Below are 23,144 nucleotides of genomic sequence, written 5' to 3' on the forward strand. Positions count from 1 at the left end.
GGTTGGCATTGCACAGACGGCAATGGTCCTGGTAACTCTACGAGCATCGGTATCGAAGTTTGTATGTACGATGGGATGAACGAAGAGGGTGCATGGAAGAACGCCGCATGGCTTGTGGCGAAGCTTTTGAAACGGCATGGTCTGACGCTTCAACGGGTAGTGCCTCACGGCCACTGGACGAAAAAGAACTGTCCAAGTCGCATACTTCCGCATTGGTCGAAGTTTTTGAACATGATTGATCGTGAAATGATTAGCCAAGGCAAGCCGCAGCAGCCAGCACCGAAACCGGAGCCGTCAAAAGACGTGGTTACAATCGAGGTGGACGGTAAACAAGTGAAAGATGGTATCCTTGTCAACAACATTACCTATGCCCCTGTTCGCTCCATTGCAGAAGCCTGCGGCCTTCAGGTGGGATGGGATCAGTCAGCTAAGAAAGTGACCCTCACGAAGGGGGCGGCACTTTGAGCAAGGCGACATACAGCAAATGTACGGCGTCCAACGGAGTCGTGCTCCATGCCCTGAAGTGTAGCCCAAACGATGTCCGGCTGCGATCCTGCCGGACGAACCTATGCAACCAGCAAATGACCGCCGTAAATGGCGGCTTTTTCGATTTTGCAAGTGGAGCATTGTTGTCGATAGCTGTACAAAACAACCAGCCTGTAAAGGGAAGTAGGGGCGGCTACGGCAGCGGCTGGCATAATGCAAAGTATGCTCGTGGTACTCTTGTATGGGATTCGGCCGCCCGCCGATATTCCGTGCAGATAGTCAAATCGGCTGACGAGCTGCAGGTGTCTGACCGTAGCCGGTACTGGTCGCAGGGCGGCATATCTATGTCGCTGCAGGACGATGGTGGCTGGCAGCAGAGAGCACGCCAACAGAACATGCCGAACATGGCCGGCAAAACATACCGAACAGCGCTAGTATATGGATCGTCTCTGAATCTTTGGATGGTAGTCACAAACACGCCATGCACTGCTTCGGAATTCCGGACGGCTATAAAGCAGAAGATCGGCAGCGGTACGCTTGTGGATGGGGTTTTCTTAGACGGGAGTGGTTCATCGCAAATGCAATCGTCTGTCGTGAAACTGCGTGGTGATGGACGGAAAGTATATTCCATCGTCGCGATAATGTGATATAATGGAAATGCGTGGGTTTTCCACGCAAATAAGAGCCGCTTGGGAGGGCATCCCAGCGACTCTTTTTATTATGACTTATTTCTTAAAGCCTGAATCACTTTTCCAGCCTCCGCCCCAAGTTGTTTAGACTTTTTGGACAGCCCTAAAAGGAATGAAATTAATATGGTCTGACTGCAGTAAAAGTATTGTTCGTAAGAATATCTCCATACCAAGTCCAGAAATCTCCGTGTTTAAAGATTTTGAACCTTACATTATAACTACCCTGAGAATTTGGTTGAAGGATTGAATATAACTTAGATTTATCGATTTGGAGGGTTTTTGATGAAGAAGTTAGCTCGCCACGTGCTACCTCTACCATTTGTCCACCATTATCGAAATATAACATGTAGCTGAATGAACTAGATGTCGATTTCCCAATTGTAACTGAAATGGTAGTTTGACCAGTTCCATAGTAGGTTGAATCGGTATAAACCCTAGCAGTGTGGCCGTTTTTCACAGATTGAAATCCTGAATCAGCACCAGCCGCTGCTGAAACAGCCGTTACAAAAACACTAAAGCAGAGGAGCAGAATCAAAGATGCGAGTGATACTTTTTTCATTTGATCGACCTCCTATTATATGGTTCATTTAGATAAATCTAAATGTTGATCCTATATTAACATACAGGTAATCTTTTATGTGTATAAAAATGTAAAATCGAGAGAATAATTAGGAGAATTTCATGATTAATGAAATTTCGTGGCGATATATCGCGAAATACTAGTGCCTCGAATCAGAGTAAATAGCTCCATATAATGGGGACGAATGTATGAGGATAGAGAATGATGCGGACAAGGAACAGTGATGTAATTAGGTTATAATTACAAAGCATCCCTGCGACTCTTATTTATTTATGTAGCTGTAATTCCTCATAAGCCTTCATCAAATATTCCTACATAAATATAGAGGGGCAGAAGCCCCCCTCAAGAAATAACTTCTATTCAAGAACTTTCGACGATGCAACCAGGAGGTTCTTTAACCGTCGAACCTTTTTTCGATCATCGGTATATCTATCATCCAGGATGCAGCTCACCCAGGAGACGGTCAGGACGTTGACGATATCCGCGCCCCAGCCCGCGTAATCTAGTCGTGTACCTTGGAAAAGGTCAACGAAGTCTTGTACACTTTCGAGTTTGGAGAAAGGGGGCTGCTGCCCCCATGTGCGCCTGCTGTTCATTTGATAATCAGATCTACGATGTTTACGATAAGAGACAGCACCATAAGCCCAATCGCTACATCGATTTTATCGATTTTTCTCATCTCATCTGCCCCTTCCTGTATTCTGTTTTCCCGTGTGTGGTATAATTGAGTAAGGCGACCGAATCACCACCCGCCCGGAAGGGCGAGTGGCTTTCCTCTTATTTAAAGAGGCTAATGACCGCGGTTACGAGTTGGGCGAGAGCCGTGAGAAGCAAGACCCATTCGCGAACCTGAATTCGGTCGCCTTTCTTTTCTGACTCTGGCGGTGGTGCCGGAGTCTTTTTTGTCTTTTTCTTCGACATCGTTGTTCACCTCCTTTCTATATCTTTATTATACTACGAATAACGTAATAAAACAATACGAAATACGTATTTTACATAAAAAAATTTACGATATAAGTATTAATATGATACGTATATCGTATATAATGTGGTGAGAGGTGATATCATGATCAAATTCGACCTTAAGGTTATGCTCGCCAAGCGTGAGATGACCCAAAAAGAACTTGCCGAGAAAACAGGCATAAGACCGCCCACAATTTCAGCATTTGCAGTTGGTAGCATCAAGCACATACCCGTTGATGTACTTGATAAGATTTGTGATGCTCTTGAGTGTCAACCTGCCGATTTAATGAGACACATTTCTGAGAACGAATAAAAGCCGACGAGGGCAATCCTCTTCGGCTTTTATATTTGCTCAAAATTAGCATTGTTAAATTTATTCAGACCGCATATAATAAGAACAAATGTTCTTGCGTGCGTAGATGATTGTATGGGTTCAAGGCTTGGAGAGAAGAGTTGCAACGAACTCCATCGAGTCGAAAGTCCATTGCCCCAGTGCAACCGCATTTGTACAGTTAATTCTGAGCCCGTCCCCAAATGGGAAGTGATTGGGGACAGAGGTTTTTTGGGGACAAACTGGGGTCAGACTGAACGGATTTCAGTAGAATAGAAAGAACCAGATGGGAAAACTAAAAGAAAAAAACCCTTGATTATCAAGGGTTTGGGGAATAGACGGTTCTACATTCCACTGCCAATACTAGATTCAGGTTCTAGTGGTAGCAATATCGTGGAGGTTCGAGTCCTCTCGACCGCACCATACTTTCATCAATGAATCCTCATGCTTATGAGGTTTTTTTATATCTAAACGATCTAACAACCCCGTCGTCGATGATTTTCGGCAGCGGGGTGTTTTTTACGTTTCACCCTTTAAGAATTATCAATTTTCCATCAGATTATATGCGTTAATCACAATCGTTTCATTTTTGCTATGACGGTGCTTGACACAATGGTTCCAACCGTGTATAGTGATGATTATTGATTCCGGATTATTATCGGTTTCAAACGCAGCATCTTATATGCGGTCATGGCGGAATTGGCAGACGCGCTAGATTCAGGTTCTAGTGGTAGCAATATCGTGGAGGTTCGAGTCCTCTTGACCGCACCATACTCTAATTAGCAGAATCCTTACGTCAATAAGGATTTTTTTATTTGTCTGTTATTTCTTCGATAAGATTTTTTATCATAGCAGCTTTGAGCAGGCTCGTAAATCGGATGCATGATGATTTACGGGCTTTTTTGTATACCCATTACAGGGAAGTCACGATCTTGACTATCAATCAACCATGTGCGCAGAAAGTGGTAGTTATAACAGAAGCATAAAGGTCCCGCCAACAAGCAGGAGGAGACCGACAAAAGCCTTCATAGACAATTTTTCCTTAAACACAATGTAAGCGAAGATAATCGTCACGAGTATGCTTAATTTATCGATAGGGACTACGATACTTGCGGGCCCTTCTTGCAATGCCTTGAAGTAGAGCAGCCATGACATGCCGGTGGCCAAACCTGATAAGGTAAGGAAAATCCAACTCTTTTTGTCGATTTCTTTGATGCCGCCCTGTTTCTTAGTTGCGAAAACAATTAACCACGCCATGATCAGCACAACGATTGTTCGTATGGCGGTGCCTAGATTGGAATCAACATCTTCAATGCCGACTTTGCCTAAGATTGCTGTAATTGCTGCGAAAAAAGCGGAAAGTACGGCATACCAAACCCATTTCCCGCTTCTGTCAGAGGATTGTCCAGCATCTTGTTTTCTTTGTATCATCATATACGTTCCGATTCCAATCAACGCCATACTAATGATTTTCAATAACGTAACTGGTTCCCCCAGTAAGATAATCGCAAAGAGCATCGTAATAATCGTGCTTGATTTATCAATGGGAACGACGACATTCACATTGCCTAGCTGCAGCGCTCTGAAATAGAAGATCCAAGAAGCGCCGGTCGTCAGTCCTGATAATACGAGATAGAAGAGAGACTTCGAGCTGATGTCGAACAGGTTCGTATGTAAGTTCCCTGCATACACGATAGCCCACGCAAAAATGACAACAATTCCGGTTCTAAGGGCGGTAGCTAGATTGGAATCCGTACGCTGAATTCCGATTTTAGCAAGAATAGAAGTTAAACCTGCAAATAGCGCCGCACCAAAAGCATAAATCATCCACATGTAGGTATCCTCCAAACTCATGTAAAACGCTATGTACCCAGGTAACAGGGATCTTATGATCATCCCCGTTTAGGGAAGATAGCGTATCCTTCATTTTACTATATTTCTTCAGCTAACCTATCGATACTCTCACGATTTCCAAGTCATGCGATGCTGAATCGTGAAAACAAATGCCAGATGAGCTCTCTGCGGCTGGAAACTCCTGTGTATTCGAATATGCTGTCGTGCATGAGCTCCACTTCCGCATCGGTTACAGAACCCGTAGACAGCAATGTTTGGGGATCGACAGAAGTACAGCATGCAGCATCGAAGGGGACAGCCTTCTGCAGCAGCTTCAGGAGCCTTCTTCTATAAGTTTGCGAACAATTTGTGCTCTCGGCAAGCTTCAATAGTTCGGCTCTGACGGCTTCTATGTTTGTATGCATATTTGTTCTCCTCAAGCCTCCAACTTCTCCGTTTTCCTTATATTAATCCCAGATTTCAGGGATGGTAGTTTCATTGTTTCCTTCTATAATTGATAATGATTATCATTATAGTGGAAGAACAGAGAATTGGAAAGAGGTTAGGAAGGAGATCTGAAGATGGGACACAAAGACAAACGGAAGCCACTAAATTGGGAGCATCCGGCCGTGTATCATTACGAACAAACGATACCTCTGAAAATCCCAGGCTATGCGAGTCTGTACGAGATCACGAGTCGCTTGCTGAAGGCGCAAAGTATTGAAGGGGTCAAGAGCACAGCCGACATTCTTGTCGTTGGCGCTGGCGGCGGTCAGGAGTGCGTAGCGCTTGGCGCGGAACATGAGGACAGGACATTTACGGGAATCGATCCTTCCGAACGCATGCTGGAGATTGCAGCTCGGCGGGTGGAGGCAGTTGGATTGAAACAGCGGGTGAGGCTCATTCAGGGATCGATCGAGGATCTGCCGCCCGGCCAACTATACGATGCAGCGACCTGCATGCTTGTGCTGCATTTCATACAAGGACTGTCTGCTAAGTTACAGCTGCTGCGCGGGATTGCAGGACGGCTGAAACCGGGAGCGCCGTTGTTCCTTTCCTCGATTAACGGGGAACCGGGCACGACTGCTTTTGACCTGCAAATGCGAACTTGGGTGAAGCATATGCACGACAACGGCGTATCCAGGGAGGAGACTGCAAGGTTTGCGGAATCTATTGGTACTGCGTACGATCCGATCCCTGCGATACAGGTTCAGGAACTGTTGAGAGAGGCGGGCTTCGAGCAGGTTTCTTCTTATTTTGGCGTTTATCTGATTGATGCTTGGGTGTCAACCCGGGCCTAGCAATCATTGTCCATGTGACGGGTCTTATACCCACGTAACCGCCGTCTTAATCTTTATCCACATCACTGACAAAAAGATTTGGACGATCATCGCTGCCACGATGCTCAGCCAAGTAGGCCAACAGATGAAGCTTTTCGTTAGGGACATGATAGCGTAAATAGCTTCCTGGTTCCTTTGTGTAACCACGCAGTTCGCGCTCGGTTAACTCCATACCGATACGGGAGAAGTTTTCATCCAAATAATCTGGATGATAGGTTCGCTCATGAGCTTGCGGAAACAGATGACAAATTCGCGATAGTGAAGCAGCGGGTGGCTGATAATACAAATAGTGCCCCAGGACACGAGCGTCCGGCTTGAGATAAGTCAGCATCGGGAAAAGCGGGAAGATCCGATTGTGTAACGAAAAGTCGTTGAACGAAAAGCTGTCGACGATCAAATCAACGGTAACGGGAGCTAGCGGAAGCTACCAATCACTGCACTCGATATAAAGCGCCTGCAAATCAGTATGGTTCTGTGAAAGCTTCTCTTTAAGCCTGAAAAGCAGTTCGCTCGACGTACCGCAAAAGATGTACATCGTCTCCGGTGGGAGAGACGAGATGTATCTAGGTAGAACCGTGTACACATCAGCGTTGGCTTCCACAATTAGCTGATGCTTGGCAGGTTCGCTTCTAAGTCGGTCGGCTAACCATTGGTTGCCCTTTTCTGTCAGGTTGATAAAATCAGATGAAAGCAATTGAAAACGCTCGTGCTCATAGCCATAGGTATATGAGGAACGAGCGTTTTCTTTATCCGAGGTAAGCAGAATGCCTTCCTTGATTTCCGCCTGATAAGAGCAGGAGCAGTGTAATTGTGCGCTAAGCATATATTTTCCCTGAAGGCAGGCGTTTCGTATTTGCAGTGGAATGCGGCAGGAGGGGCAGTAAAGCAGGGGCAAAAAGGAGTAAGGCACTCCGGTCTCTGCTTCCGTCCTAGGCTCGTCCTGTAAAGAGATTAATTTATTTTCAAGTCGATGAAGAGTGTTTTCCAGTTGCTCTTTATCCTTCATTAGCCGCTGTTTCTTTTCGTTCATCATACGTAGATAATGCCAGCGGATATCTTCGAAGACGGTAAAATCAGAGATCCGCTTCCTCAAAAGCATTTGGCGGATTTCTTGAAGTGTAAAATGAAACTGCTTCATTTCACTGATAAAGGCCATATCTTCAACGCATGAAGGAGTAAATTCATAGTGGGCGCTTGCCTTTTTATCCGGAAGCAGCAGTTCGATTTCAATGTAGTAGCGTACCGTATCGACGGACACGTCAAATCTCTTGGCGAATGCTCCAATCTTCATGTAAGCACCTCCCATATTTACCTTAATCTAATAATATACTAAAATTACGGGGGCACTCCAGATTTTTTTGGGAAATGAGATGTATTGCAGGATTGATCTCAAGTACGCTCCATCTCTTAAGATAAGCGCATAACGAAGAAAGAGGTGATTACGAATGAAGTTATCCGAATATGCGAGTTATGACGGCCTGGGGCTTGCTGAGCTGGTCAAGCGCGGCGAAGTTACGCCACAGGAACTGACAGCGTTAGCTTGCGAAGCTATTCAGCTGGTGAATCCGCAACTAAATGTGATGGCCGTCTCGATGCAGGAGCAAGCAGAAAAAGAAAGCAAGTCTGCTTTGCCGAAAGGCCCGTTTACTGGAATTCCATTCTTGGTCAAGGATTCAACTTTGCATGCGGCTGGAGTGCCTCTAAATAGCGGGAGCCGACTGGGGGAAGGAATGATTTACCCGTACGATTCCGAGATGATGAGGCGGTTCCGACAGGCCGGTCTGGTGACACTCGGATCCACCACAGCGCCCGAATTCGGCTTCAATGTAACAACGGAAGCGGTTCTGTATGGGCCGACGAGAAACCCTTGGAATCCGGATAGGAGTCCAGGCGGCTCAAGCGGCGGCTCTGCTGCGGCGGTCGCGGCAGGTATTGTGCCTATTGCACATGCCAATGACGGTGGCGGCTCTATCCGCATTCCTGCGGCTTGCAGCGGTCTGGTTGGCTTGAAGCCGACGCGCGGACGAACACCCAACGGTCCTGACAACGGAGAAGTACTGAGCGGACTCGGCATACAATTTGCCGTGACCAAGACGGTGCGCGATGCGGCTGCATTGCTGGATGCGGTTGCGGGGCCAGATCCGGGGGCCTATGCTTGGGCCGAGCGGCCGAGCCGTCCCTTCTCAGCAGAACTTGCTGAGGAGCCGGGGAGGCTGCGGATAGCCTGGACAGGCAAGCCGTTTTCAGGCACCCCCGTTGATGCGGAGTGCTTGCGGGTCTTGAATGAGACCGTCGGCTTATGTGAGGAACTCGGACATGAATTAGTGGAGGTATTGCCAGAAGTGGATTATGAAGCATTGTTCGTGGCGACGATGCACATATGGGCGGCCAACACGTATCATGGAATTGAGCGGCTAGCGAAGGCCTTGAATCGGAAGCCCTCGGAACATAATTTGGAAGCAACGATACTGAAAGCTTACCAATACGGGGCTACCTTAACCGCCCATGATCTGCTTAATGCCCTGGATATCAGTGCACATGCGTCTCGATCCGTCGGTCGTTTCTTTGAACAGTACGACGTGCTGCTTTCCCCAACGATCGCGTCTTTGCCGTTTAAGTTGGGCGAGCTGAATGCCAACAATCCGGATATCGATCTAAGAAGCTGGACAGAACAAGTATTCACCCGAGCTCCGTTCACTAGTCTCTTTAATACGACAGGCCAGCCTGCTGTATCACTTCCGCTTGGTTGGAGCGCGGACGGCCTGCCGATCGGGATGCAATTTGCTGGGCGATTCGCCGACGAAGCTACACTGCTGCGGCTCTCCGCCCAATTGGAAGCCGCCCGGCCATGGAATCATAAGCGTCCCGCCATTCATGCAGCAAGCAGCCAATAAGCGATTCATTTTCTGATCAGACGAACAGAAACCCAGGTCGACTTAAAAAGATGACCTGGGTTTTTGGAGATCCTATTATCTTTACGACAATGATCGAAAAACTCACATTCATTGTGGGTCTTTTTTGGTTGCGACAGGTTTGATTCATATCCTGCTTTTGCTACAATGACGATAGAGTTGCTGGTTTCAAGTAATAGCATGTAGTTTTATTATACGTTCCTTATGATAGGGATGGAAAATCACATAAAGGAGAGCACATGCGGAATAAAGCAGATGTGGACAGGTTAGCAGAAGTATATGCAAATGATTCCTATGAAATAGAGAATGTGTACCGTTTAGTCATTCAACCCAAAAGCATACATCGTGAATTCATCACGGAGAAGCATGGTTTTCTCTTTATTATCCGTGGAACTGTGAGGATCAGTATAAATGGGACGATATACGATTTGCGGTCGGGCTCGGTGTTTCATGCGGCTCCAGGCATGCGGATGGAAGCGAAAGTAACAAGTGAATCCGGATTGGAGTATTATTCTGTGTTCTATCGACTGAACAAGGAAAGTACCGACAGCCACAACCATGCGTGCAATGTACATTTCGAACTTGAGCTCGATGTGATCCCCGAAGTCTTTGAAATGCTGACTATTCTGCATCAGAGCGTACATATGTTGGATGGAATTGGCAAGCTCCGGGTAAAGGTAACATTTTTGCGAATGATGCATCAAGTGCTTATGGGATATAAAAATCGAGAATATAGTAGTTCTCCGAATGAAGAAGTGATAGAGGCGGCTATCTTATACATCAAAAGAAATTATATGAATCCGCTAACACTGGACGAATTAGCAGTCATACATGCCATGAATGCCAAACGCTTCTCTTATTACTTCCATAAATATACTGGATATCGACCCATCGACTTTGCCATTCATTATCGAATGGAGAGAGCTTGTGAGCTGCTTACAATCGGAAGTTTTTCTGTCAGTGATATAGCGGCTAGTGTCGGATACGTAAATCCGCTCTATTTCAGCAGGGCATTTAAAAAGAAGTTCGGGGTGTCTCCTTCCGCATACGTTAGTAAGCGAAATTGTCGTGGCGATAAAGAAGAGCTTTGAATTTCATGAAATCCCCAATCCATTTTGATAATTGTGCATGTCGCATTTGCTTTTTATGTATTTGCATGTAGAGGAGTCCTTGCTACACTATCAATTGAGAATGATTATCGTTATTATTTTTTGAGGAAGAACAATATTCGTTCTTGATGAAGGTGCATCCGACAGGTGAGTCCTAAGAGGATGACTACATGACTATAGGTAGGAAGGATGGTAGCAGCAGGTGATAGCAAATCGGCAACTATGCATTGGATTATCATTATCGGCAACCTGGATGAAGGGACATGGATGGCGGCATCCTGATAGCGGCGTGGAGAAGATGGATTCGATTGATTATTATATTGACTTGGCCAAGCTGGCGGAGAAAGCTAAGCTCGATTTTCTATTCAGAGCAGATTATTTATACATAAGTCCGCAAATGCTTGGCGATTCCGCTAATTTTGGAAGCCCTGATCCGACGGTTATGTTTGCGGCGATTGCTCGTGAGACGGAACGGATCGGACTGGTTACGACGGTCTCCACTACCTTCAATCCACCATATGTTGTAGCTAGGCAGCTGCAGTCTCTGCATTGGTTGAGTAACGGACGTGCTGGATGGAACATAGTAACTTCAATAGAAGGAGCAGATAATTTTGGTGATTCCCCTATGCCATCTCCTGAGATCAGGTATGCAAGAGCCAGGGAATTTACGGATGTAGTACGCGAGCTGTGGGCAAGCTTCCCCCGTGAGGCGATTCTTGTAGATCGAGAGTCGGGAACATTTTCAGAACCCAATCATGTGACCCCGATTCATCATTCAGGGGAGTTCTTTCAAGTGAAGGGACCGCTTACGATGCCTGCTCATGCGTCGGGAACCATTCCATTATTTCAAGCAGGCGCTTCTGATATTGGACGAGATTTTGCTTCTTCGGTCGCGGATGCTATTTTTGCGGCGATGCCGGATATGGAGTCCGGTGTAGAGCTGCGTAAAGATCTGAGAAGAAGAGCGGAGGAACATGGACGTAATCCGAATGGGATCAAAATTCTACCAGGATTGTATTTCTTCCTAGCAGATACCCGTGAGGAGGCACAGTTATTATTCGAAGCTGCGAATGCGCACTTAAGTACAGAACGTAGACATGCAGCGCTCAAATCTGTGCTGGGTGTTGATCTAAGCAGTTATGAATTGAATGATCGCGTGACCGTAAAAATGCTTCCAGATCCGAATCAACCGGTACGCAGCCGAACGCATGCCGAATTGCTTCGTAGATACATAATGAATTATCAGCCTACGGTAGCAGAGGTGTTGGCAAGGCCTGAGGTCATTGGATCTGCGCATTGGGTTTCCGTTGGAACGGTTGAAGACGTGCTGGAAGATATTTTGCAGCGGTTCGATGCAGGTGCGATCGATGGATTTATCGCACTTCCGGGCGGTTCAGAGAGGTCGCTGGAGATATTTTTCGAAGAGCTGATGCCGCAGCTAGTGGATCGGGGTGTATTCAGAAGCGAATATACGGGTTCGACATTAAGGGAGCATTTGCAAATCTAAGATCCAATCGTTATGGCGATCATGCTTCGAATTGATGAGAAATCGGAAGTAGACTAATACAGTGACAATGCTGGGGGAAGAAAATGAAACGGTGGGGAATATGCTTAATTGCACTGCTAGTCATTGCGGCAGGAGCGCTGGTCGGATGTTCGGAAAAGACACCTGATGGGAACAAGTCTTCCACAAACGCCGCGAGCGGACAACAATTTGAACAGCCAAGTGTAAGACAAAAGGGTAAAGCGGGTACTTCCGATAATGGTGTGTGGCCGAGAACGATAACGGATTCTGCCGGACATGAGATCATATTGAAAGAACGTCCCGAGCGGATTGCGGTGCTTCATCCCTTGTATTTGGATTATTTTTTCGCGTTGGACACGCCTCCGATTGCCTCGGGCAATGCAGTGAGCGCGATGAAGGAATTCGCAACGTTGCAGCCTTACGTCGGAACTGCTGAAATTGCAGATTTGGGTACGGGAAGGGACTTAAACTTGGAAGCGGTTATTGCTTCGAATCCAGATGTCATTGTTACCTTCAAAGGTCATATCGATGCGAATTACGAGGAGCTAAGCAAGATCGCTCCTGTCATCCAAATTGATTACCAAGATACGTGGGAGCAGGCAACGATGATATGCGCCCAAATTATCGGTAAAGAGGCATTAGCTGAGCAGCTAATTAAGGACACCAAGGAACTGATTCAAGAAACGAAGGGAAAGCTGGGAGATCTCACGCAGAAAAGATATGCCCTGCTAAGAGTGGACGGCAAATCCAATTTTACAGCTCAGGGAACGAAAAATACAATGTACTATAACGAGGCTGCAGGTTTCGGACTGATGAAGCCGAATGGGTATCCGGAAGACGGAAGTGTGCTGTCTATGGAGGCTTTATCGGAAATGAACCCGGATTACCTTATCATTCAGCATAATATGGATCAAGCGAAGGCAGCAGTTCAGGAGAAGTCAGATTTGGCAGTATGGAAATCATTGAAGGCTGTGAAGGAGAATCATGTACTATACTTCGATAATTCTCTGAATTCAGGCAGCGTTCTGGCTATCCGCCTAGCTGCCGAGAACTTTATGAAACTGGCGGGGCAAACGACTCAAACCCATCAATAATAAGCATCCGTAACAATCAGCTACCTCAATCGATACTATAGTATAGGAGGGGATGCGATTGCAGGATCCATTTTTTAATACAGCCACGATCCATACGATTCGCAACGGAGTCGAAGTGCATGAGTTGTGGCTGCTTATCAACGCACGCTACGATGAGACCGCCAAGCGATTCAAGCGGATAAATGTCGACAATTTTAGCTTCGGATGGCAAATGCAGGCTTGCGGCACGTATCCAGGTGAAGAGAACATCGGAGATTTAGACAATCAGGGAATGAATTTATGGAAGGCTAACGGGAAAAAGGCATACAGTATAGGGGATCCGGCACGTGACCAAACCGGTGAAGATATCGGGGCTCTGCAACCGGATGGAAGCTGGCGTGAGTTCGGAATCATACTGGGATGGAACAATCTGTTTATGTGTGACTCATATGGAGGAGTGACGATCGGAGGATCAGGCATTGAAATTGACGGCTCAGGCATATCTCCGCTCAGTAGGCTTTCACTAGGTAAATTCAGCGGTGGAAGCTTAGTGCCGCAGCGTCCTGTTCAAGACTATGTGTTTGCCTATAACGGAATGTGCTGGAATGTTCAACATGGGCTGTGGAACAAAGATATCGGAGAACAGAGCGGTCTCTTCTATGGCTTGGCAGCACCAATCAACTACAATGATAAGGCTGATGGCTCATTCAACCCGGATTCCAACAAGGCGGACATGGACAAAGCGGAAGTGGTCGTCATGAGATTGCCAGGAGGAGAATCTGCTCAGATCGAAAATTGGGAGTATCTTGTGCAAATAACGAGCAGCGGGAACGCGAAAGTCCACGGATATGATGTCCCGCTAACTCAAGCCATTACCGTTAATTTAAATCAAAATCATGCAGCTGACGTATTTTATCCGAATTCAACCTGGAACAAGAAGAATGCACATATCTTGGGTGTTAAGGGAATGAAGGCTGATGGAACGACAAAATCGGTTCAAAGCTACGATGCTTCCTACTATGATTATGGCATATATCTCAGTATGCCTGCTGGATATGACCAAGCGGAGGTTCTGTTGTCGAGAATTGGAGTGTCGTCGGAATGATTTAATACAAAAGAGCCGCTTGGCTTAATGGCCAGCGGCTCGTCATTTTCTATAGAATCTATTTTACATTTTAAAAACCCATTTATATTCTGCAGGATTCCATTCGATCTTTCCATCCTTGTTCAATTTTCCAAATTCCATAACAACTGTTTTGTTGACTGCTTTCATCCCGTTGTCAAAGGCAAAAGTGAAGCGCTTGCCGAATGTTTCTTCAATGGTTTGAACTGCATCAGCCAAGTTTACGACGATATCTCTTTTAATCTTGTTGTACAACCACAGTGCAACGTGTTGTTCGTTCATTTTACTTGCTCCCTTCATAATTCGTGTATTCACGGCTGACAGTTTTGGGCTTCTCCGTCCTAAAGTCTGATCCCGTATCTTTATATTACTACAAGATACTACCCAATCCTGCTATGTAAATGTGAAAATCTTTTGTCATTTAACGCTTATACGCTTAAGTGCATAGTTGCTTTACTGTGATAAATTAAAAATAAAGCACAGTTGAGTAGAAGCCACTCCTTAAATAATCATATCCCTTTGCCATTATTTTATGCTCAGGTAAGCGGTTTGCGACTGCGCTTGAGAACTTGTATACAATTATTTAACTTGTATGTGGAAGAATTTCGATTATGATAAAGGAGTAAGAGGCGTAAATGATCTGACTTTTGAAAAAAAGGTGTTGACATGTTGGAGGAGTGAGTGTATAATAAATATTTAATAGCGCAACACACTCCCTCAACCGTCATTTCACCATCCATTTCGCCAACCACCTGTCTGTCCATTGGTTCGTTACTCACTGTTGTTTTGTACCTTTTTAAGATTGGAATTGTAATTGGTAGTGAAGTTGCTTTATGTTTATTTGGCTATATTTTAGTTGTGAAATGTTTTTGAGGATTGATCATTCTATGCTGGGATGATGTTTGAACATGTTGTGAAATGTTTAATCATATTAAAGAAAGAGAATTTTAAGAAACCTGACTCATTGAAAATAGAGCTAGGAGGTTTTTTTCTTAAGAAGTTGGAGGAATACAAATGAATACAATACTAGTAAACAATTGGTTGAATCACATGGGTGATTACCGTGCAAGCCGTGCATTGAATGAGCGTAGATTGACTTATCGCATGTCTTATGTACAAGATATGAAGATGAACGTGGTGGGTGCGCGTCGTGAACAAGACAAGTTGCGTCATGCCATTACACGTGCGAAGGAACAAGAAATGATTTTCCATGCTGCGTGCTCGAAGCTTGATGCCGTACATCGCGAAGCATTGAATACGCGTTACATGCACAATCAACGAGGGATCGAACCTGGTGTCATTTCCGAAGCGATTGATGCTCTTACTGCGGCATTGCAGTTGATGGAGAAGTACGGAGCGATTCAGTATCGTATTGTTGAAGGCTATGTAATTATGAATTTTGTACAACAGCGCACAGCGTAAGTGTATAGGATGCGACCACGGATTTTATCAAATAAACTGTCATCTCACGGACAGTTCTCGTCCGCTTTAGCATCTCATATTGCATCTCATTTTAAACGATTGGGTGAGCATATGTTTTTGGAAAGTATGGAACGTTAACCACCTCTTAAGGATAAAAACTTAAGAGGTTTATTTATTTCCATTTGCTTTAATCAATTAACTTATTAAAACAATCCCCGAAGCCCCTCGCCTTAGCCTAAAGACCCTAAGCATAGCCTAATTGTAATATGACGCTGGAATGCGCCCCCTTGCTTGAACAGATGAAGAGAGCGCTCCTTCCAGTTAGAACATGGATTGATAGAACATAACTGCATCACAGATGCGTGATGCAATGAGCGTCTGTGTTCGTGATTCAGTTAACAGCTTGCGATCCCGATCATTGCTAATAAACCCAGCCTCAACAATCACTGCTGGCTGCTCTACCCGCTTGAGCAAATAGTAAGTAGGTCCGAGCTCTGGCTGCTTATGCGATGCAAAGATTGGATTCAATGATTGTTGAATAAACCAAGCTAGCATTCGGCTTCGCCCTTCCTTCTGATGCAGCACAATCGGGCCGCGTGCAGCTTTGTTTTTGTTCCAATTGACATGAATGCTGATGAATACGGATACGGGGAGTTCTTGACTTAGCTGCCGACGCTGTGCAAGATCCTTGCGATGTCTGGAGCGGGTGGCCGACCAACGGTTATCATCGCTAAGGGCATAATCACCGGTTCGATTGACAATGACTGGAATGCCCCTCGATTTCAGCATAAGATACAACTTCTGAGCGATAGCTAAATTAATATCCTTCTCCAAGATATTGCCGTGAGTTGTTCCCCCGTCAATTCCCCCATGTCCTGCATCAATTAAGACCAGCTTAGAGAAGGGAAGACTCGGAAGGGATCCAATTGGTTCTGTATTGGGTGGGACAGATACTGCAAAAGGTTCAGGGATTGCGTCCACGGCTAACTCCTGATATACGGCTGTCTCATATGTGGCGGCAGCACGTCCGGCCTGTCCGACCCCAATATTAGCGGTACACCCGATCACAATAGCTATAATGCCAGCCACCATTCGGCGCAATCGCGATGCACATGACGGTTGATGTAGCATGAAGCAATCCCTTCTTTCTGTCACATGGTCAACATAATCATTCCATCTTTATCGTGTACAACGAAGCACAACCTCATTCCTGCCAATTTGGGTTGGTGCGCCGTAGATCTGGGCATCCTAAGAATGACGGGGCGAGGCAGCCAAGAGATAACGACGAGAGGATTGAGAACCGTTATGGCTAAAGCAGGAAAAGGAGAAGACTTGATTAAATACATTACACAACGCGTTGTCACCTATATGGATACGCCGGTTGAAGCGCGTCGGGAGCGCCAAATGGAGCGAAAAAATCGTGCAAAGGAATCGTGGCAAACGAAATGGTTCGGAATGGTGCCATTCGGAGTCAAAATGTGGGCCGGCAAATGGGGGAGTGCTAGCAAGCCTCTGCTCAAGCGGGCCAGAGAACTAAATATGCTCCGACTACTGCGCAAACAAGTCAAAACAGCCTCAAACTCTCCATCATCAGGATCTGGGACGCCTTCTCAACCTTAGGCAAGAAAAAAGGGCACGCCGTTGAAGGTCGTGCCTCTTTGCAAGGTTCAACTTATGAACATAGTTTTTACGACTGTGGAATAAATGCCCCCACTTGCAGTGCATCTGAGGAGGGCAGCCAGCGCATGGATTTCATGTCTGGAGAAGCGACGATTACATACACATTGTCGCTTGTTTTTGCCAAATCGCTTGAATTGCTCTGACCACCTCTATTTCCTCCTCCAAGCATCCATCTCTGAATCCCGATATACGAAAAAGGTTGATTAACAGCCCCACCGCTTATGCGCTGTACATAAACCCAATTTTGATCACGATAAGTAAGAGGAAGCTCCTTGGAGCTATCCATAGATAGCTTAGTCATCCAGTTCACTTTCTCATAGGGATCAAATGGTGCAATCAAATTGCTTGAAGAGGCAACCTCGCTGTAGCTCTGCGAGGAGGCGACGGCATGAGAGGATAGCAATTGTGTCGGAAGCAATCGTTCCTTGCTGTCCATGCGATTAGATTGACTCGCTGAGGGCTGACTCAACAAGGTCGGGCTACCATTTGTATCTCGCTTTGTTGGTGCTGGTGCATACTGCTTCGGCAGCGGGAGCCATTCTCCACTTTGCGCATCAAGCCAATCAACGATCCCGCTGTGCCATTCCACTCGCCATACGGTAAGCAGCGGGGCTAGCTGGTACGGGTAAATGCTCGTTACCTGAACTTCCTTATTACGTTCCTCAGCAAGCTGCTGCTGTCGATCTAACAATGCATCCTGTAAGGTTGATTCATCGAAGGGTTGCTGTTCACCAATCCCATATTCCGACAGTCGTATTCGACCATCGGCATCTGCCTGTAGAATCATATATCCAATTTGCTTTTGCTTGTCCATAACGCGGATGAACCACCCATGCATGCCAGGGCCAAGAGGGAAGCGTTCTGTATCTGCATGCTCCCATTGCTGGAATGGGGCTTTCTTGGCGAGCTGCTGCTGATAGTGGATAATTGCTTCATCAATCTGTTTGTTCTCTCCACCCCCTGGAAGCGGGGACAAAGATGCGGGTGCAGACTGGAAGGTGTGATAGGTAGACGAAGCAGAAGTAGACGTCAAGATGATCGAATGTTCACTAAATAAGGATTGTTGAGAGGAGAGCGGAGCATAAGCTTCGCTTACCATGTGCTCATTGGTTCTGCCCGATAGTGGCTTGGCTTCGCTTGATGCAAACAGAATGCCGACAGTAACACTGCCAGCTACAAGGGAAGTAAGTGCAGCGGATGCGGCGATATAAGCCAATTTCGTCCACCAAGGTTCATTATTCATGCGAATCACCTCTAATTTCCGTTGTTACAGGCTGCCTGTATCGGTTGCTGTTAGTTGATTTCCTTAATTGTAAAGGACAAGCTCTAAAAATGGTGTCGTTCCATTGTTCAGGTGCGTGTCCTTTACACGTTCTATTTTTGCCGCAATGTGGCGTTTCTGCACTGTTCATGATTGATAGGCTTAGGTCAATGTCGAAGGAAGATGAATCAAACCTGCATTGAGCAAATTGACCGCAATCCGAGGCTCGAACTGCCACCGAATCTCTTGGCACCTCATGTCATATTGCTGCTGGATCTGTTCTTGTTTCGAAGTGGAATTTGTATTCCCCTGTTCGGGATCAGTGTCGGAACCATTCCCGCCATGCTTGTCCTTGTTGGATGGCATACTCGCAGCCTGCTCGGCATCGGTGCTGAATTGCTGAAGCTGAGGTTCGTAATAAGACTTCAATCTCGCAAGCTCTTCTTCCAATCGTTCTGACGCCTCCACAGCCCATGTGTCGTCATAGGTAGAGATGAGATCGGTTAAATGTCTTTCTACAGCCTCGCGGGCTTGTTGAATAGACAACGACCAAGGCGCAACATGCACATTGGAAGGAAGCTTAGGGGACAAGGGCATGGACAGCAGTTGCTCCATGAAGTCAGCCCGAATGCGTCCCGTAACAAGAGATATTCCGAACGAATGAATTTCCTCTCTCTTCAGATCGCAAGCAAATTCGACGTTAAGATTTAAGAGAAGCCATGGCTCATATGCAGTAGAACGCTTAGTACCTCGTGTGGAGCTGCTTGTAGCAGTACTGCCGGCATTGGCTGGTTCAGCGAACAATTGAATGAAGCGACCCTCTTCATGAACCGCTTGCATGATGCTCGACAGCCGCCGGCTGCCGAAGGTAACATCCTCGCGTGGAATTCGTCCTAAGCCTCCACCGCCTCCTGTGAAGGCGGGTGCAACGCCGAAGTAGCGACCGAGAATGGAGTCGCCGGGAGCTGAACCGGCAGGGGTAGAGCCCGGAGGCGGAGCAATAGCTGCACCAGTTGGCGGAGCTGTGTCGGCACCCGCAGGTGGCAGGACTGGCGGGGCATAAGGTCCACGAGGGGGTTCAGGCGGCATCGCAGAAGGATCGAATACGAAGGTGAATCGCATCGTCTCGGGCTCTGCCCCTGTGCGATCAACGAAACCCCAATAGTAGGGACGGTTCGTAAGCTTACGGTCGGCTCGTTCTGACAGCTTCACGGTTACACTGGCAGGTGAGGTCTCCATGATATGACAATCGGTGGCCTCCAAATAATCGAGCACAAATCGTCGAACTTGCTCCGTATTCATTCCTTCCTACCTCCTATTCCTGTCATCATCCATCAATCTCGGCACTCATGTTATGCAGGAGATTACTTATCGCTGCGCTCTTCTCGTCGTCTTCCATATCTATTTCTTCACGTATCGCATTTAACGAATTGCCTAAACGCTCCACTTCGGTGCGAATCAGATCTTCCGAATCCGATTCCAGAAGAATGCGGGAGAGGTTCTTCTCGAGTGAATCCTGCTTCTCGAACCGTTCTAGGATCATGTCGAGACTGCCGATGACCATCTCGAACATGTTGATTTTCTCATGAAGCAGATTCAATATATATTCTTCAATCGTTCCTTGCGTCGACAGGTTGTAGATCTTCACATCATTGTTCTGACCAAGCCGATGTACCCTACCAATCCGCTGCTCTACGCGCATCGGGTTCCATGGCAAATCAAAATTAATCATATGATGGCAGAACTGTAGATTGATACCTTCGCCTCCGGCTTCTGTTGCAATCATGACCTGTGCCCGTCCGCGGAAAAGATCCATCATCCAATCCTTCTTGCCGCGATTCATCCCTCCGCTGTAAGGAACTGCGACTAGACCAGCATTGCGGAAATACTGCAGCAAGTACTCCTGGGTAGCTCTGTATTCGGTAAACACGATAACTTTTTCATTAATATCTCGAATAATGTTCATCGCCGTTTCAGCTTTGGTATTCGCATTAATGCCTTTAATGAGATCGACAAGATCCCAAATATAATTGCGAATAGGGGAGTCCTCGGCTAGCTTCTTCGACAAATTCACGAGTGTTAAGAAGACGGCATCCCGACTGGAGCATACTTCCCGCTGCAGCGTAATGAGGGAGAACATGCTGCCGATATCCCCGCTGTTTGTTCGATACTGCTCTTTTACAAATCGAGTGACTCCATCATAGAGCGCCTGTTCTTCCGGCGAGAGGGTGAGTGGAACATTTTTAACGATACGTTTCGTAAAATGAACATTGCCTTCACCCCTGCGATTGCGCACCATGACCTTCGACAGTTCGCTCTGGAGCACGCCCTCATTCTTCGGCATCCGCTTGTCTGCGACGAAGTTCGTGCTGAACTCCCCTTGACCGCCCAGCTGACCTGGCTTCAGCAGATTGATCAAGTTATACAACTCGTTCATATCATTCTGAACGGGTGTAGCTGTTAGCAGAAGACAGTATTTCTTGCGCAAATGCTGAATGAATTGATAGTTCGTTGTTTTCCGATTTTTCAGTTTATGGGCTTCGTCAACGATTAACATATCGTATTCCTGCTCCATGAGAATTTCCTTGTGCGGATCGCGTTTAGCAGTATCCATGGAAGCGACTACGATGTCATTTGCCCATTGATATCCCTTCTTTTGGGCGATCGCAGGAATGCCGAACTTATGGTTCAGCTCACGAACCCATTGCAGCACAAGAGAGGCGGGTACTAAGATGAGCACTCGCTTCACAAGTCCACGAATCATATATTCCTTCAAAACAAGACCGGCTTCGATCGTCTTCCCGAGACCTACTTCATCGGCTAATATTGCTCTGCCTCGCATATCATGCAGCACTTTGCGGGCTGTCTCTAACTGATGCGGCAGTGGATCGACGTTTGTAATATGAGTTAAGCATTGAAGCTCGTCAAATGTATGAATTCGCTTTGCCTGCTGGGCTTCGTATGCAAGCCGGAATAAGGTCCAATCATCCCAAGGGCTGTTTTTGTCAATACGAGCAAGAAGCTCGTCCGTCCATCCGTTCTCGATTGTAAGGGGGATGCGACCTATTGCAGCTGTGCTAGTACGGGAGGATGAGGAGAGGTTATCTCCATTATTACCCACAGCTCCCATAGATGCTTCGATTCCGGGGTAAGCTAGTGTCGTAGAAGCGTTACTCGGTGTACGAGACTCTTGGTTCGACGGCTGATACGTACGCATGTTGTCTCCCTCCCTAATCGATTCGTTATTCTTCATTACCGTGTAGTATGGACGTAATCTTCTTATTTCATAACTGTTCATACGATACGATGGAAAGAGTTTGAAATGAGGGATTTATCACAGTGTTTTTGTATATGTTGATGTAAAATACTTTTCGGACACTAGATATAGTGTTGAGTACATACCATGTAAGAAGGTCAAACGCACGTGGTTGTTGGTAATGATTTGATGAATTGAAGAAGCACAGGAGGTTGTTCTCTTTGAATATGCCACAGAAGAAACGCTTGGAAGGACTAAGTGAGAAGATTTTTCTAGATCGATATGCGAAAAAGGATGCAGATACGAACAATACCCGAGTGGGGGACGTTGTACTTGTATTAACCAAGGATGATCCGAAATTTCCGACGAAGGAAGTTGGAGAGGTTACTGCACGTAATGGCCGGAACTTATCTGTTGCACTCCGAAGCGGGGCGACCATCCAGACGTCTATTGAGCATGTGACCCTGACCGTGGAGAAAACACCGGAGGAAATGTGGGATCGATTGGCATCCGCAATTGCCTCCGTTGAGACTACTGAAAAGCAATCGGAATGGACGGACAAATTCAGATACATTCTCGATGATTGGAAGCTTGTTCCGGGTGGACGAATCGCAGCAGGAGCAGGAGCAAGCGAGGAGCTAACCTTGTTCAATTGCTATGTCATTCCGTCTCCGAAGGATAGTCGAGGCGGGATTATGCAGACGCTCTCGGAAATGACAGAGATTATGGCTCGGGGTGGCGGCGTTGGCATCAATCTATCCTCGCTTCGTCCAAGACGGGCTATTGTGCGTGGTGTTAATGGCTCATCCAGTGGAGCGGTTTCATGGGGAGGTTTATTCAGCTATACGACAGGACTTATCGAGCAGGGTGGCAGCCGGCGAGGCGCCTTAATGTTAATGATGTATGATTGGCATCCGGACATTTTGGATTTTATTACGGTGAAGCAGACTGCAGGTCAAGTGACGAATGCGAACTTATCTGTCTGTGTTAGCAATGGATTTATGAAAGCCGTGAAGGAGGACTTGGACTGGGAGCTTGTATTTCCAGATACGAGTGATCCGGACTATGATGAGCAGTGGGATGGAGATTTGGAGAAGTGGAAGAAGGCGGGGAAGGCCGTCATTCCTTATCAGACAGTTAAGGCCCGCGACATTTGGCATACGATTATGGAGTCGGCGTGGAAGTCGGCGGAACCGGGTGTTGTCTTCATGGAGCATTATAATCAGATGTCGAACAGCTGGTATTTCAACCCGATTATCTGTACGAATCCTTGTGGAGAACAGGGACTGCCGGCGTGGGGTGTCTGCAATTTATCTGCGCTCAACCTGTCCAAGTTTTATGATGCTGAGAAGCGGGATGTTGCTTGGGAGGAGCTATCGAAGGTAACGCGTTATGCGGTGCGCTTCCTCGATAACGTCATTGATAAGACTCCGTATCATTTTGAGGAGAATAAAAACAATCAACAGAAGGAGCGGCGTGTCGGGCTTGGCTCGATGGGATTGGCAGAATTGATGATCAAGCTTGGAATCCGATATGGAAGTCCTTACTCGCTCGAATTCCT

22 protein-coding genes, 1 tRNA gene and 1 pseudogene are annotated in these 23,144 nt (G+C 46.5%); 13 read left to right on the forward strand and 11 right to left on the reverse strand.

Going from position 1 to position 23,144, the window contains the following annotated elements; all coding sequences use genetic code 11:
* Both AZ66_RS13390 and AZ66_RS13395 read left to right on the forward strand, forming a co-directional pair.
* A partial coding sequence (locus tag AZ66_RS13390) for an N-acetylmuramoyl-L-alanine amidase (protein ID WP_044355310.1) occupies nt 1-465 on the forward strand: 465 nt, incomplete at its 5' end.
* Nucleotides 462-1,133, forward strand: coding sequence for a phosphodiester glycosidase family protein (locus AZ66_RS13395; protein WP_044355311.1), 672 nt, complete (start codon nt 462-464; stop codon nt 1,131-1,133). The genes AZ66_RS13390 and AZ66_RS13395, both read left to right, overlap by 4 nt.
* Before the next feature lie 160 nt (nt 1,134-1,293).
* Here AZ66_RS13395 and AZ66_RS13400 read toward each other — a convergent pair whose 3' ends face one another.
* Both AZ66_RS13400 and AZ66_RS31885 read right to left on the reverse strand, forming a co-directional pair.
* Entirely contained in the window at nt 1,294-1,734 is a 441-nt protein-coding gene (locus AZ66_RS13400; protein ID WP_044355312.1) for a hypothetical protein, read from the reverse strand.
* 798 nt (nt 1,735-2,532) lie between these two features.
* On the reverse strand, nt 2,533-2,676 hold the full coding sequence (locus AZ66_RS31885) for a hypothetical protein (RefSeq protein WP_197081708.1): 144 nt from the start codon (nt 2,674-2,676) through the stop codon (nt 2,533-2,535).
* A gap of 145 nt (nt 2,677-2,821) precedes the next feature.
* Here AZ66_RS31885 and AZ66_RS13405 point away from each other — a divergent pair, with 145 nt between their 5' ends.
* Nucleotides 2,822-3,031, forward strand: coding sequence for a helix-turn-helix domain-containing protein (locus AZ66_RS13405; protein WP_052648504.1), 210 nt, complete (start codon nt 2,822-2,824; stop codon nt 3,029-3,031).
* A 702-nt stretch (nt 3,032-3,733) separates the two neighbouring features.
* A tRNA-Leu gene (locus AZ66_RS13410) sits at nt 3,734-3,820 on the forward strand.
* 198 nt (nt 3,821-4,018) lie between these two features.
* Here AZ66_RS13410 and AZ66_RS13415 read toward each other — a convergent pair.
* Both AZ66_RS13415 and AZ66_RS13420 read right to left on the reverse strand, forming a co-directional pair.
* Entirely contained in the window at nt 4,019-4,882 is an 864-nt protein-coding gene (locus tag AZ66_RS13415) for an EamA family transporter (RefSeq protein ID WP_044355313.1), read from the reverse strand.
* 143 nt (nt 4,883-5,025) lie between these two features.
* On the reverse strand, nt 5,026-5,307 hold the full coding sequence (locus AZ66_RS13420) for a hypothetical protein (protein ID WP_044355314.1): 282 nt from the start codon (nt 5,305-5,307) through the stop codon (nt 5,026-5,028).
* Between the two features lie 156 nt (nt 5,308-5,463).
* On the opposite strand from AZ66_RS13420, the gene AZ66_RS13425 reads away from it, so the two are divergent.
* Nucleotides 5,464-6,183: a class I SAM-dependent methyltransferase gene (locus AZ66_RS13425; RefSeq protein WP_082061574.1), complete on the forward strand. Its 720-nt coding sequence runs from the start codon at nt 5,464-5,466 to the stop codon at nt 6,181-6,183.
* A gap of 46 nt (nt 6,184-6,229) precedes the next feature.
* Here AZ66_RS13425 and AZ66_RS29820 read toward each other — a convergent pair whose 3' ends face one another.
* Nucleotides 6,230-6,508: a hypothetical protein gene (locus AZ66_RS29820; RefSeq protein WP_052648505.1), complete on the reverse strand. Its 279-nt coding sequence runs from the start codon at nt 6,506-6,508 to the stop codon at nt 6,230-6,232.
* Between the two features lie 138 nt (nt 6,509-6,646).
* Nucleotides 6,647-7,513, reverse strand: coding sequence for a MerR family transcriptional regulator (locus AZ66_RS13430; RefSeq protein WP_052648506.1), 867 nt, complete (start codon nt 7,511-7,513; stop codon nt 6,647-6,649).
* Nucleotides 7,514-7,667: 154 nt separating this feature from the next.
* Between AZ66_RS13430 and AZ66_RS13435 the strand changes: the two genes are divergently transcribed.
* The 5 genes from AZ66_RS13435 (at nt 7,668) to AZ66_RS13455 (ending at nt 13,946) form a co-directional block, all read left to right on the forward strand.
* Nucleotides 7,668-9,116, forward strand: coding sequence for an amidase (locus AZ66_RS13435; protein WP_044355316.1), 1,449 nt, complete (start codon nt 7,668-7,670; stop codon nt 9,114-9,116).
* 257 nt (nt 9,117-9,373) lie between these two features.
* On the forward strand, nt 9,374-10,225 hold the full coding sequence (locus AZ66_RS13440; protein WP_044355317.1) for a helix-turn-helix domain-containing protein: 852 nt from the start codon (nt 9,374-9,376) through the stop codon (nt 10,223-10,225).
* 220 nt (nt 10,226-10,445) lie between these two features.
* On the forward strand, nt 10,446-11,750 hold the full coding sequence (locus AZ66_RS13445) for an NtaA/DmoA family FMN-dependent monooxygenase (RefSeq protein WP_156159959.1): 1,305 nt from the start codon (nt 10,446-10,448) through the stop codon (nt 11,748-11,750).
* A gap of 83 nt (nt 11,751-11,833) precedes the next feature.
* Nucleotides 11,834-12,862, forward strand: coding sequence for an ABC transporter substrate-binding protein (locus AZ66_RS13450; protein WP_044355318.1), 1,029 nt, complete (start codon nt 11,834-11,836; stop codon nt 12,860-12,862).
* Between the two features lie 52 nt (nt 12,863-12,914).
* The gene (locus AZ66_RS13455; RefSeq protein ID WP_231586861.1) at nt 12,915-13,946 is read left to right on the forward strand and encodes a hypothetical protein; all 1,032 of its coding nucleotides are present in this window, start codon (nt 12,915-12,917) and stop codon (nt 13,944-13,946) included.
* Nucleotides 13,947-14,009: 63 nt separating this feature from the next.
* Here the strand turns inward: AZ66_RS13455 and AZ66_RS13460 are convergent, their stop codons facing one another.
* Entirely contained in the window at nt 14,010-14,246 is a 237-nt protein-coding gene (locus AZ66_RS13460) for a DUF6953 family protein (RefSeq protein WP_044355320.1), read from the reverse strand.
* A gap of 732 nt (nt 14,247-14,978) precedes the next feature.
* Here AZ66_RS13460 and AZ66_RS13465 point away from each other — a divergent pair.
* Nucleotides 14,979-15,386 carry a hypothetical protein gene (locus AZ66_RS13465; RefSeq protein ID WP_044355321.1) on the forward strand — a complete coding sequence of 136 codons (408 nt, stop codon included), beginning with the start codon at nt 14,979-14,981 and terminating at the stop codon, nt 15,384-15,386.
* Nucleotides 15,387-15,707: 321 nt separating this feature from the next.
* Here AZ66_RS13465 and AZ66_RS13470 read toward each other — a convergent pair whose 3' ends face one another.
* The gene (locus AZ66_RS13470) at nt 15,708-16,517 is read right to left on the reverse strand and encodes an N-acetylmuramoyl-L-alanine amidase (RefSeq protein ID WP_021260015.1); all 810 of its coding nucleotides are present in this window, start codon (nt 16,515-16,517) and stop codon (nt 15,708-15,710) included.
* Between the two features lie 174 nt (nt 16,518-16,691).
* Here AZ66_RS13470 and AZ66_RS13475 point away from each other — a divergent pair, with 174 nt between their 5' ends.
* Nucleotides 16,692-17,006 (forward strand): YqzE family protein, encoded by a 315-nt coding sequence (locus AZ66_RS13475; protein WP_044355322.1) that lies wholly within the window; start codon nt 16,692-16,694, stop codon nt 17,004-17,006.
* Between the two features lie 67 nt (nt 17,007-17,073).
* Here AZ66_RS13475 and AZ66_RS13480 read toward each other — a convergent pair whose 3' ends face one another.
* From AZ66_RS13480 to AZ66_RS13490, 3 genes are all read right to left on the reverse strand, one after another.
* On the reverse strand, nt 17,074-18,309 hold the full coding sequence (locus AZ66_RS13480) for a hypothetical protein (RefSeq protein WP_044355323.1): 1,236 nt from the start codon (nt 18,307-18,309) through the stop codon (nt 17,074-17,076).
* Between the two features lie 180 nt (nt 18,310-18,489).
* Nucleotides 18,490-19,629, reverse strand: a complete 1,140-nt coding sequence (locus AZ66_RS13485; protein WP_044355324.1) for a YqhG family protein — start codon at nt 19,627-19,629, stop codon at nt 18,490-18,492.
* 25 nt (nt 19,630-19,654) lie between these two features.
* Nucleotides 19,655-21,544: a DEAD/DEAH box helicase gene (locus AZ66_RS13490; protein WP_231586862.1), complete on the reverse strand. Its 1,890-nt coding sequence runs from the start codon at nt 21,542-21,544 to the stop codon at nt 19,655-19,657.
* A 266-nt stretch (nt 21,545-21,810) separates the two neighbouring features.
* Between AZ66_RS13490 and AZ66_RS13495 the strand changes: the two are divergent.
* A pseudogene (locus AZ66_RS13495) lies at nt 21,811-23,144 on the forward strand (adenosylcobalamin-dependent ribonucleoside-diphosphate reductase); the annotation flags it as partial.

The sequence above is a fragment of the Paenibacillus sp. E194 genome (assembly GCF_000935845.1).
Lineage (GTDB): Bacteria > Bacillota > Bacilli > Paenibacillales > Paenibacillaceae > Paenibacillus_B > Paenibacillus_B alvei_B.

What these genes read in the sequence shown, in the direction of transcription:
- AZ66_RS13480 (WP_044355323.1), bottom strand. Translation starts at nt 18,309, where the DNA reads ATGAATAATGAACCTTGGTGGACGAAATTGGCTTATATCGCCGCATCC.
- AZ66_RS13420 (WP_044355314.1), bottom strand. Translation starts at nt 5,307, where the DNA reads ATGCATACAAACATAGAAGCCGTCAGAGCCGAACTATTGAAGCTTGCC.
- AZ66_RS13470 (WP_021260015.1), bottom strand. Translation starts at nt 16,517, where the DNA reads ATGCTACATCAACCGTCATGTGCATCGCGATTGCGCCGAATGGTGGCT.
- AZ66_RS13455 (WP_231586861.1), top strand. Translation starts at nt 12,915, where the DNA reads ATGCGATTGCAGGATCCATTTTTTAATACAGCCACGATCCATACGATT.
- AZ66_RS31885 (WP_197081708.1), bottom strand. Translation starts at nt 2,676, where the DNA reads ATGTCGAAGAAAAAGACAAAAAAGACTCCGGCACCACCGCCAGAGTCA.
- AZ66_RS13475 (WP_044355322.1), top strand. Translation starts at nt 16,692, where the DNA reads ATGGCTAAAGCAGGAAAAGGAGAAGACTTGATTAAATACATTACACAA.
- AZ66_RS13435 (WP_044355316.1), top strand. Translation starts at nt 7,668, where the DNA reads ATGAAGTTATCCGAATATGCGAGTTATGACGGCCTGGGGCTTGCTGAG.
- AZ66_RS13400 (WP_044355312.1), bottom strand. Translation starts at nt 1,734, where the DNA reads ATGAAAAAAGTATCACTCGCATCTTTGATTCTGCTCCTCTGCTTTAGT.
- AZ66_RS13430 (WP_052648506.1), bottom strand. Translation starts at nt 7,513, where the DNA reads ATGAAGATTGGAGCATTCGCCAAGAGATTTGACGTGTCCGTCGATACG.
- AZ66_RS13425 (WP_082061574.1), top strand. Translation starts at nt 5,464, where the DNA reads ATGGGACACAAAGACAAACGGAAGCCACTAAATTGGGAGCATCCGGCC.
- AZ66_RS13415 (WP_044355313.1), bottom strand. Translation starts at nt 4,882, where the DNA reads ATGTGGATGATTTATGCTTTTGGTGCGGCGCTATTTGCAGGTTTAACT.
- AZ66_RS13485 (WP_044355324.1), bottom strand. Translation starts at nt 19,629, where the DNA reads ATGAATACGGAGCAAGTTCGACGATTTGTGCTCGATTATTTGGAGGCC.
- AZ66_RS13490 (WP_231586862.1), bottom strand. Translation starts at nt 21,544, where the DNA reads ATGCGTACGTATCAGCCGTCGAACCAAGAGTCTCGTACACCGAGTAAC.
- AZ66_RS13460 (WP_044355320.1), bottom strand. Translation starts at nt 14,246, where the DNA reads ATGAACGAACAACACGTTGCACTGTGGTTGTACAACAAGATTAAAAGA.
- AZ66_RS13440 (WP_044355317.1), top strand. Translation starts at nt 9,374, where the DNA reads ATGCGGAATAAAGCAGATGTGGACAGGTTAGCAGAAGTATATGCAAAT.
- AZ66_RS13465 (WP_044355321.1), top strand. Translation starts at nt 14,979, where the DNA reads ATGAATACAATACTAGTAAACAATTGGTTGAATCACATGGGTGATTAC.
- AZ66_RS13450 (WP_044355318.1), top strand. Translation starts at nt 11,834, where the DNA reads ATGAAACGGTGGGGAATATGCTTAATTGCACTGCTAGTCATTGCGGCA.
- AZ66_RS13405 (WP_052648504.1), top strand. Translation starts at nt 2,822, where the DNA reads ATGATCAAATTCGACCTTAAGGTTATGCTCGCCAAGCGTGAGATGACC.